This window comes from Pseudomonas antarctica (genome assembly GCF_900624995.1).
Lineage (GTDB): Bacteria > Pseudomonadota > Gammaproteobacteria > Pseudomonadales > Pseudomonadaceae > Aquipseudomonas > Aquipseudomonas antarctica.
Map to the genome: position 1 here is coordinate 1 of NZ_UYXQ01000136.1, position 9,277 is coordinate 9,277.

A 9,277-nucleotide genomic window follows, 5' to 3' on the forward strand; every position below is an offset into this window, starting at 1 on the left:
GTGCGCCTCTGGCGAACTGGTCATAGCTGGTACTGGATGGAATGTAAAACAACCCAAATGAGACCAGTCTGTCCAAACCACCCTATTGGTACCGATGATTATGGGGTGAAGCTGTCCCCGTCAAAAATCTGGAGTTTGGGCGTAGAACCCCTGATAGCTCTATGGATGGGGCTTACCTCCGAGCAGCCGTCAGTGGTTGTAGTGGTCAACTAATCCCGGACACGACGTTAAGTTTTTCCTCGGCCCGCGCTGGCGCCAACCCATCGTTGAATTGGTGAGGCCGAATCCAGTTGTAGCGATGCATCAAAAAATGGCTGATATCGCGCTGTGCTTCCTGCGCAGTTCGATAGCCCACGGTCGGTATCCATTCTGTTTTCAAGCTGCGAAATACGCGCTCCATCGGTGCGTTATCCCAGCAGTTTCCTCGTCGACTCATGCTCTGGCGCATGCGGTATCGCCACAACCGCTGGCGAAAGAGTCGGCTTGCATATTGCGATCCCTGGTCCGAGTGGAATAGCAGATCCGAAGGCCTGTCACGCTGCTCGTAAGCCATATCCAGCGCTTTGATCACCAGCTCAGCGTCTGGCTTTTCCGACAGCGCCCAGCCCACGATCCGACGCGTACAAAGATCCAGGACGACAGCCAGGTAATGCCACTTTCCTTGCGCCCAAATGTAGGTGATATCGCCGCACCAGACTTGATTGGGCGCTGGCACGTCGAACTCGCGGTTCAATGTGTTCGGGATATCCTGTCTTTCTACTGTTGCTCGCTTGTAGGCATGGGAGCCGGGTTGTTTGCTGACTAAATCAAGCTCGCGCATCAAGCTACGCACTTTGAATCGACCGAGTTGTTCACCGTCTTCACGCATCAGCGACAGGATGCTGCGACTGCCCGCAGAGCTGCGACTTTGCGAGAACAGCTCACTGACGCGACTACGCAATCGAAGCCGTTCAACATCCGGCGTGCGGCGCCGCAGGCGCTGGGCGTAGTAACACGAGCGAGTGACGTCAAACACCTTGCACAGCCAATCAACCGGCTCATGGGCGCTCAACTGGTCAATCAGCGCGAACGCTCGTGATCTTCCGACATCAAGAGCGCAGTAGCCTTTTTAGTATTGATTTCTCTCGCTCAAGCCGAGCAATCCGGGCTTCCAGCTCCTGAATTTTTTGCTGTTCAGGAGTCAGTGCTTTGTTCTGCGGGGTGACGCCTTTATGTTCTTTCTGAATCTGGTCAACCCAGCGACGCAATGCCGACTCACCAATGCCGAGTGAACGGCTGGCTTCGATGTAACTGTAGTTTTGCTTGAGCACAAGGTCGGCAGCCTCGCGCTTGAATTCAGGAGTAAAGGAGCGGCGTTGTTTGGTCATCTGACACCTCGATCTGGCGAGCATTCTCGCCTAAATGGGTGTCCGGTTTCATTAGACCACTACAGGGCGCAGAGTCCGGCTCGATGCGTCGATCGCTAGCGTCGCGCAGAACACAGCCTTTACACTAACTTTGTTCATATGAACTCGAATGCAAACGAACAAAATCCTTGCTCTAGGAATGCTTTCATTCCGTAGTTTTTCTTGATTCGATCTCACTGGGTGTCCTGCCATCCAAAGTGGGCACGTTGTCCAGTTTTTGAATTAGGCTGTCCAGTTTCTCTAAATCGCCTTCCACAATCGCCCGCTCATCAGCCGTCAATGGAACTGCTTCTAGGTAATGTCCTATTGAGGCTTTGCTTTCCAAAGCCTGAGCTCGTGCACTGGCTTTGGGCAGGTTGAAATCACACCCTGCACAGGCCATTCGATGTGGGCAGCTACTCCAGAATGGATTTGAGCAATACGAGTCGCCCAAGTCATAGAAGGTATAAGGCTCTTCCGAATGACGGGCTATTACATCGTGATCAATCAGCACGGATATCATGTGCGACATCTGGTCTGCTTTTACGAAGGACGCCGCCAGCTTGGTGGGGCGAATGCGTATGTAGTGCAACGTCGAACTGGGTGAACTGTGCCCTGACCACTGCATCAGTTCAATCAGCGACATACCTTGCGGGACACTGGCCAAAGCGGTCACCACGGAAGCTCGCCCGCGGTGGCTGGTGATGCGGCCGCGGCTGTCGTCCATTGGGACACCCGCTTTTGCGCACAATGTTGGGATGATGGTGGTGTTGATGACACCTTTCCCCATACGTTTACCCCGATACTGAAACAGGTAGCTGACTTTCTCCCCCGTTCGCTCATCCAGGAGAGGTGCCTGGTTCGCAGGCCTTTCCCGGAGCCAGGTGTCAATACGCTCTTTAACTACCGCTGCAACGGGCTTAACGAAAGCTTTGAATGTCTTACTGGCTGGAATATCGAGATAGCACAAGCTTCCTGCAGGAACGGTGGTCCCATCTTCATGCACAACATCGCTTGACTGTGCACGGGCGCAGCCGAGGGCAAGCCGCATAATTTCGTTACTGCGTAACCCCGTGTGTGTCCATACCACAGCAACCGCCTGAACCATCGCCAGGGGGTAGTGAATTTCCGAGAGTAAGTCCTTACGCTCCAAGTTCAGGCTGGCCCATATCAACTTGAGCCAGCTTGAGTCGTCAATCACGCGCGGGTTGATAGCCGAATTGAAGGCTACGGTAAGCGGGGTTGCCAAATGATGACGTGGGCTGAATTTTAAACGACCCCATCCCCATAGCTCACAATCGATAAAAAACCGCCGTATGGCATGAAGGAAATGGCGTTTTGAGTTGGGGGCAATCGGCAGGCCCAATCCCTTGAGCTTCGTGTGCTGGGAAGATTCCAGGGCCCATTCACCGACGGTCATCCGATCAACCGCCGCGATAAACGCGGCGCAGGTCGACATGCTCCAGTCGGTAGGGGAACTAACCCATGGCTGCTCACGCGCTAGCCAAATACCGGTTCTCAAGATAAAGCTATAGTTACTTTCGCGTGTACTGGGGCGTAAAGTCGATGTATCTCGCCAGCGACGACACCATTGCACCCAGACAGGGTCGATGCCCTCGATACTTTTTTCGCGCCAGCTCACATAGCCGCGCATACGCAACGGTTTCGTTAAAATACCAAGCGCAGCAAGACCGTGTGAGACCATGCCGACTGACCGTGCTATACCGTCACTCCGATGCGCCTGTCCTCGCATCAGCAGTTCCTCAGTGAAGGTTTCCAATCGTGGATCGCCATTTTCCAACATTAGTGCACCTAACACACTGGACAGGGTCTGTTCGAGGTTGCGCGCTGCGTAACCCAATGCTTTCAAGGTTTGGCCCAAGCGGGCTTGCTCGGCCTCAAATATCTGGCGCCCAAAGATGAATGAAGCGTAAATCGCGGGTTGGCGAAATTTAGCGATACGTTGAGGCTTATTAAAACCGCCCAAGTGGTAAGCGACCGTAGCAAGATATGGACGCGAGCCTGCGCGGGTGTTGAGCAAGGTGAGCCATTGCGTCTCTGACCAGCGCCAATAAGGTATACCGGTTTTGCTTACCTGCCAGAGAATTGCGGAAATTGACGCTACAGCTAACGCTTGAGAGACCCCGCTACTTTCGACCAGATCAATCAAAGGATTCACGAGTCCGGGTATCTTCGACTGAAGGTAGGGCCAGTCAGAACGGTAAAGACGATTAGAGAGAATGGCTTGTTCTGAATTCGACAAGACCTCATTCTGCTCGTACAGGCTTATATCGAAGGGCTCATATACCTCGGTAGATGGGGCGCTCATGATGGTGAATCCACTTGGAAAAGTTCACCGAACATTCGGGCATCCAAACTGCCCACGGATCGCGCCATTTTTGCGGTCAGATCCGCCCCTGACAGGTGCAGGTAAATCAAGGTGGTTTTCGGGTCTCTATGTCCTGCATATGCAGTGAGTTCGTGCAGTTTCCAGCCGGCACGAGCCAGATGCGTTAGCCGAAGGTGGCGGAAGGTATGGGTACTCAAAGATGAAATGTTTGCCTGCTTGGCCCACGTTTCTACCGTTTTACTCCACGTCCAGCGGGTTAAGCCTGATCCGCGATTGCGGTCTGACTCAGACCGGAACAGTGCTCCTTTCGACCATCCCGCCTGGCGAAGGGCATGCAGGTGCGCCATTAGTACTGGTGCAATGTCAGGGCTGTAGCATACGATGCGGCTGCGTCGACCCTTGGTCGTTTCAGCTCTTACCGAGATCAGTCGATGCGCAACGTCCAGGTCTTCAATTCTCAGGGCCACCAGTTCGGCGCGGCGAAGCGCGCCGCAGTATGCCAGCGAGAGCATGAGTCGATCACGAATGGACGACTTGGCCGCGAGGGTCAGAAAGTTGCGCCACTGCTCATCGCTCGGAATGTCTGGCAGCTTGAAGAACCGGGGTACCAGGCCCCTCACAAACCCGGAATGTCCGGGTACTGGGAGCCGACGTGTATGCTGCCCGCGAGGTACAGGGTTTTGTTGACAAAGCCCTTGAAAGGCTAAGTGGTCGTACCACAGGCGAATCGCGGTGAGGCGTTGGTGCAAGGTTGAATTCGCCACTGCATTTTCTTGGCCGGGTAACAACCTACGGATGTAGAGTGTGACCTGTTCAAACGTGACTGATTCCGCTTCCAGGCCAACGGCTTCGCAGTAGAGCAAATAATGCGCCAAACCCCGCCCGTACGCGTCCAAGGTGGCAGGTGCTCGCCCCAGATTACCGAGCAGTTGCAGCCATTCCTCAACACTAGGATAGCGGTGGAGTACCAGCTCATACGATGCGGTGGAGCCCATGGGTAATCCCCCAGGAACGTCAACAGAATCAGACTAGCTTAAAAAAGCATTCCACCTAACTTACTACAGCGCGTAGTTGCCGGAGTCGTTGATCGGCATGCCGTCCACCGACATCCCCACCTGGTCAGAGTTGAGCCCGCGCATGGTGAAGCGAAAGCCCGACAGGCCGGTGTTGTCCTCACTGGAGATGTTCAGGCCTGGGGTGTACTTGAGCTTGTCGATCGCGTTACCGGTGGCGGTCTGTTTGTCCAGCGCTTCCTTGGTGACTGTGGAGCGGCCCTTGATGCTTTCTTCCTGCACCATGTAGCCGCCCCCTGCGGTGGCCTTGCCCTGAACCCCAATCGTGCCGACGTCACTGTCGCCTGTGTCTGCCATGGCCATCCCATGGCCCATGCTTGCGGCAACAAGTGCCAGATGAATACGTGTGAACCTCATCACTGTCGTCCTGGTGTCGGGTGCTTATTGCACGCTGTAGTTGAAGGTGGCGGTGAAGCGCTGCTCGTTGCGCCCCCCGAAGGCTTGCTCGGGGAACGGCTTGACGTGTTTGATGCGCCGCAAGCTGTTGGCGGCGGCCCGGTTGAGCAACATGCTCGAGGCCTGGGTTTGCACGCCTGCGTCCAGAACGCGACCCTGGCGATCGACCAGCAACCACACCACCACTTCGCCGCTGGGGCGTTCGAGGGAAGCCTGGCGACCGGTGGGATCCTGCTTGTAGGTGTCCAACTCGTTGCGCAAGCCCTTGAGGTAACCGCCTTCCAGCGCCTGACTGTCGACCTTGGGCGGCGCCGGTGGCGCCGGTGGCGCAGCGACGGCGGCCTGGACTGGCTTGGCCGCCACCTGGGGGGCCGGCGTAGGCGTCGGTGTCGGCTTGGCGGCCACGACGGGTTTGGGCTTGGGCACCGGCTTGGGCTTGGGTTCGGGTTTTGGCAGTGGCTTTGGCGGTGGCGGTGGCGGGGCCGGTTCGGCCTCTTCGTCCTCGATCACTGGCGATGGCGGCTCTTGCTCCACCACCGGTGTCGGAACCACTTCGGGCTCCGGCTCGACCAGCGCCAACTCGACCGCCGACTCGTCGTACACCGGCTCGACCTTCAACGTCTGTGACTGGATGCCCATTGCAATCAGCACCAGGGCGATCAGGGCCGGGACACTGCCCAGCAACTGACGCGCACGAAACAAGACGTACATGATCAGGACTTACGCGTGGCAATGGACACGGAGGTAAAGCCACCCAGGCGCAGGGTGTCCATGACCTCCACCAGGCGCGAAACCTCCACGCCCTTGTCGCTGTTGACGATGATGGTCGACTTGGTGTCAGGCTTTTCTGCCGCTTTCAGCGCTGGCACCAGGGCATCGACCGTGAGGTCCTTGCCATCGAGTTGCAGCTGACCTTCAAGGCCCAGGGTCAGAATGAATTTGTTCTGCGGTTTGAGCTGCTGCGAACTGCTGGCGCTGGGCAATTGCGTCTTCATGCCGAGGGCCGGAATCACGTTCAGGCTCACCAGCACGAAAAACACCAGGAGGAACATCATCACGTCGATCATCGGGATCAGTTCGATGTGCGCCTTGCGTTTTTTGGGTTCGTCCCAGGTTCTCATTCCGTTACCCCGTTATTGAATTAGGGGCGACACGCTAACAACCAAAAATGACCGAATGGTTAACTTTAATTTACGTTTTAAAGGCTCTAGGACGCGTCTTACAGGTGATTTGTCTTGCAATTTTGTGGCGTAATGAAATTGACACGAAGCGCGTACACTCTGGAGGAATTTATCTTCAGAGCCGCTTTGTATGCCGACTGCACTGCCTCAATTATCCACCCCGCGACTACTATTGCGGGCGCTGGAAATGGACCAGACTGAGACGCTTTTGCGCCTTGTCAGCGACCCCGCAATCGCTGATAACACGGCGAATATCCCGTCGCCCTACACCTTGGAAGTGGCTCAGCGTTTTATTGGCCAGATGCAGGAAAAATACCGCGAGGGTGGTCTGTTGGGCCAGGGCATGCACCTGCGTGAAACCGGCGAATTGATCGGCATGGTCAGCCTGCGCATCAACGCCCGTCACCACTATGGTCACCTTGGCTACTGGGTGGCGGCGCACTGCCGCAACCAGGGTTACGCGGCAGAAGCGGCGAGGGCGGTGATGGACTTCGGGTTCACCGAGTTGGGGTTGCAGCGCGTCGGCAGCCAGTGCTTTGGCCGCAACAAGGAGTCGGCGCGGGTCATGCAGAAAATCGGCCTGTGTTATGAAGGCTGCATGCGCGAGGCGTTCCTCAAAAACGGCGTGTATGAGGACTTGCTGGTGTTCGCCACTGTGCGCGACGACTGGGAGCGCGCACGGTGAGTGACGCGGTGGACCAGGGCCGGCGTCGGCTACTGACGGGGCTGGCAGTCGCCACCGCATTCTCAATCCTCAGCCCGTTTGCGCGCAGCGCCGGGGTGGATTACCCGTTCACCCTCGGCGTGGCCAGCGGCGACCCGCTGCCGGATGGCTTTGTGATCTGGACGCGCCTGGCGCCGTTGTTCAATGCAGCGGATGGCCGTGGTGGGTTGAGTCGCGCAGTGCCGGTGCGTTGGCGCGTGGCCAGCGATGCGGCGATGAGGCGCATCGTCACGTGCGGCGAGGTGCTGGCGACTGAGCGCTTTGCCCATTCGGTGCATGTCGAGGTCGCGGGGTTGGAGGCGGGCAGGCCGTATTGGTATCAGTTTGATAGCCTCGGCGCGCAGAGCCCAGTGGGCCACGCACGTACCGCGCCGCCGCTGCACGCCATGGCAGCGGCGACCGTAGGGTTTGTCTCCTGCTCGCACTGGGAGCGTGGGTATTTCAGCGCCTATCGCCACTTGGCGGCCGAGCAACCCGACCTGGTGTTTTTTCTCGGCGACTATATCTACGACAGCTCCTACGCCGCGGACTCGGGCAAGATCATTCGCCCCCACGGCAGCGGCAATGCCGTGAGCCTCACTGACTACCGCAACCGCTACGCCTTGTATAAAACCGACCCGGACCTGCAAGCCTTGCACGCCGCAGCGCCCAGCGTGGCGACCTGGGATGACCACGAGGTGCAGAACGACTACGCCAACCGCTGGTCCCAGGACCCAAAGATTCCGGTTGCGCAATTTCTGCAGCAACGGGCGGCGGCGTATCAAGCGTTTTACGAACATATGCCACTGCGTGCCAGCAGTGTGCCGAAGGGGCCGGACATGCGCATTTACCGGCGCCTGGATTACGGCCGGCTGGCGCGTTTTCATGTGCTGGATGGGCGCCAGTACCGTTCCGAGCAACCGTGTATCCAGGCCAATGGCAGTCATCAGGGGCACATCGCGTCGAACACCTGCGCAGACTTGCGCGACCCCGGCCGTACGATGCTCGGCTGGCAACAGGAGGCGTGGTTGGACCAGGGCTTTGCGCAATCGAAGGCGCAGTGGAATGTGATCGCTCAGGATTTGCTGGTGGCCCCGCTGATCCAGCGTGACTTGACCAGCCACAAGGTGGGTCATTGGACCGATGGCTGGGATGGCTACATGGCCAATCGCTCACGGATGCTGGCGTCCATCCAGCGCCATAAGCTCAACAACGCGGTGTTCTGGGGCGGCGACATCCATTCGTTCTGGACCACCGACCTGCACGCCGATGGCAACAACCCGGACTCGCCCATCGTTGCCACCGAGTTTGTCGGCAGCTCGGTGACATCGGATGGTCCGCCGTTTGAGGCCTTCAGTAAGATCCTGCCGCTCAACCCGCATGTGAAGTTCTTCGACAGTCGCCAGCGCGGGTATGTCTCGGTGGCGTTGGAGGCGCAACAGATGCTGACGAACTTCCGCGTGATTACTGACCCACGCGATCCGAACGCCACGGTGTCGACGCTCAAGTCATTTGTGGTGGAAGCGGGGCGTGCGGGGGCGATTGCGGTTTGATGCACTCTTTGGTTGAGCACAAGCTCAATGTGGCGAGCGGCTTGTTGTGGCGAGCGGGCTTGCCCCGCCTTGGGCTGCGAAGCAGCCCCAAAACCTGGCGATTAAGTCTTACTGAAAAAATGCGGTGGCTGTATTAGGGCCGCTTCGCAGCCCAACGCGGGGCAAGCCCTAATGCCGTTCAGTTAAGCGCAGATCCCCTGTGAGAGCGGCGGTGCGACGATTCGACTTGCCCGCGAAAGCGGTGGGTCAGTCAACATCAATATTTGCTGGGCCGACGTCATCGCGGCATAGGTATCTACACATCTTTTTTATGGGTTGAATTCTTTGGTTGTCGCGGGGGTGCGGGGTACATATCCGTTGCTGCGGTAACGGCTGATATTGGTTCCGCCCTTACGGCGGGTCACTTTTGAAAGAGCCCAAAAGTAACCAAAAGGCTCTTCCCCCACCACTCGGCACCTCGCTTAGGCTCGGTGTGCCCTCACGCAGGCTTTGGACCGTGGGCCGCCGCGATGGGCCATCCTTGGCCCATCGCGGCTAAACCGGCGTCCTGCCGGTTTACCCACGCTCCAAAGCCTGCGTTCGGCCAGCGTGGTTTAACGGGGCGCCTAAGATCAAAAGCAGATCAAAAGCAAGAGC

7 protein-coding genes and 1 pseudogene are annotated in these 9,277 nt (G+C 57.5%); 2 read left to right on the forward strand and 6 right to left on the reverse strand.

Annotation, left to right across the window (positions count from 1 at the left end):
* Positions 1 to 205 precede the first annotated feature (205 nt).
* The 6 genes and pseudogenes from E0F99_RS26610 to E0F99_RS26635 all read right to left on the reverse strand — a co-directional run bounded on the left by E0F99_RS26610 (position 206) and on the right by E0F99_RS26635 (position 6,325).
* Positions 206 to 1,367 (reverse strand): IS3 family transposase gene (locus tag E0F99_RS26610; protein WP_130909019.1). Its coding sequence is split into 2 segments (ribosomal slippage): positions 206 to 1,109 and positions 1,108 to 1,367, totalling 1,164 coding nucleotides; the frame shifts between segments, so codons are not numbered across the junction.
* A gap of 184 nt (positions 1,368 to 1,551) precedes the next feature.
* On the reverse strand, positions 1,552 to 3,714 hold the full coding sequence (locus tag E0F99_RS26615; protein WP_083359304.1) for a tyrosine-type recombinase/integrase: 2,163 nt from the start codon (positions 3,712 to 3,714) through the stop codon (positions 1,552 to 1,554).
* Positions 3,711 to 4,730 carry a tyrosine-type recombinase/integrase gene (locus E0F99_RS26620; RefSeq protein ID WP_083359303.1) on the reverse strand — a complete coding sequence of 340 codons (1,020 nt, stop codon included), beginning with the start codon at positions 4,728 to 4,730 and terminating at the stop codon, positions 3,711 to 3,713. The genes E0F99_RS26615 and E0F99_RS26620 overlap by 4 nt, the downstream gene beginning before the upstream one ends.
* Before the next feature lie 66 nt (positions 4,731 to 4,796).
* Positions 4,797 to 5,165: pseudogene (locus E0F99_RS26625) on the reverse strand (Plug domain-containing protein); the annotation flags it as partial.
* A 24-nt stretch (positions 5,166 to 5,189) separates the two neighbouring features.
* Positions 5,190 to 5,915, reverse strand: a complete 726-nt coding sequence (locus E0F99_RS26630) for an energy transducer TonB family protein (protein WP_130909020.1) — start codon at positions 5,913 to 5,915, stop codon at positions 5,190 to 5,192.
* Positions 5,916 to 5,917: 2 nt separating this feature from the next.
* On the reverse strand, positions 5,918 to 6,325 hold the full coding sequence (locus E0F99_RS26635; RefSeq protein WP_005786670.1) for an ExbD/TolR family protein: 408 nt from the start codon (positions 6,323 to 6,325) through the stop codon (positions 5,918 to 5,920).
* 190 nt (positions 6,326 to 6,515) lie between these two features.
* On the opposite strand from E0F99_RS26635, the gene E0F99_RS26640 reads away from it, so the two are divergent.
* Both E0F99_RS26640 and E0F99_RS26645 read left to right on the forward strand, forming a co-directional pair.
* Positions 6,516 to 7,070 (forward strand): GNAT family N-acetyltransferase, encoded by a 555-nt coding sequence (locus E0F99_RS26640; protein ID WP_083359301.1) that lies wholly within the window; start codon positions 6,516 to 6,518, stop codon positions 7,068 to 7,070.
* Positions 7,067 to 8,641, forward strand: a complete 1,575-nt coding sequence (locus E0F99_RS26645) for an alkaline phosphatase D family protein (protein ID WP_130909021.1) — start codon at positions 7,067 to 7,069, stop codon at positions 8,639 to 8,641. The genes E0F99_RS26640 and E0F99_RS26645 overlap by 4 nt, the downstream gene beginning before the upstream one ends.
* Positions 8,642 to 9,277 lie beyond the last annotated feature (636 nt).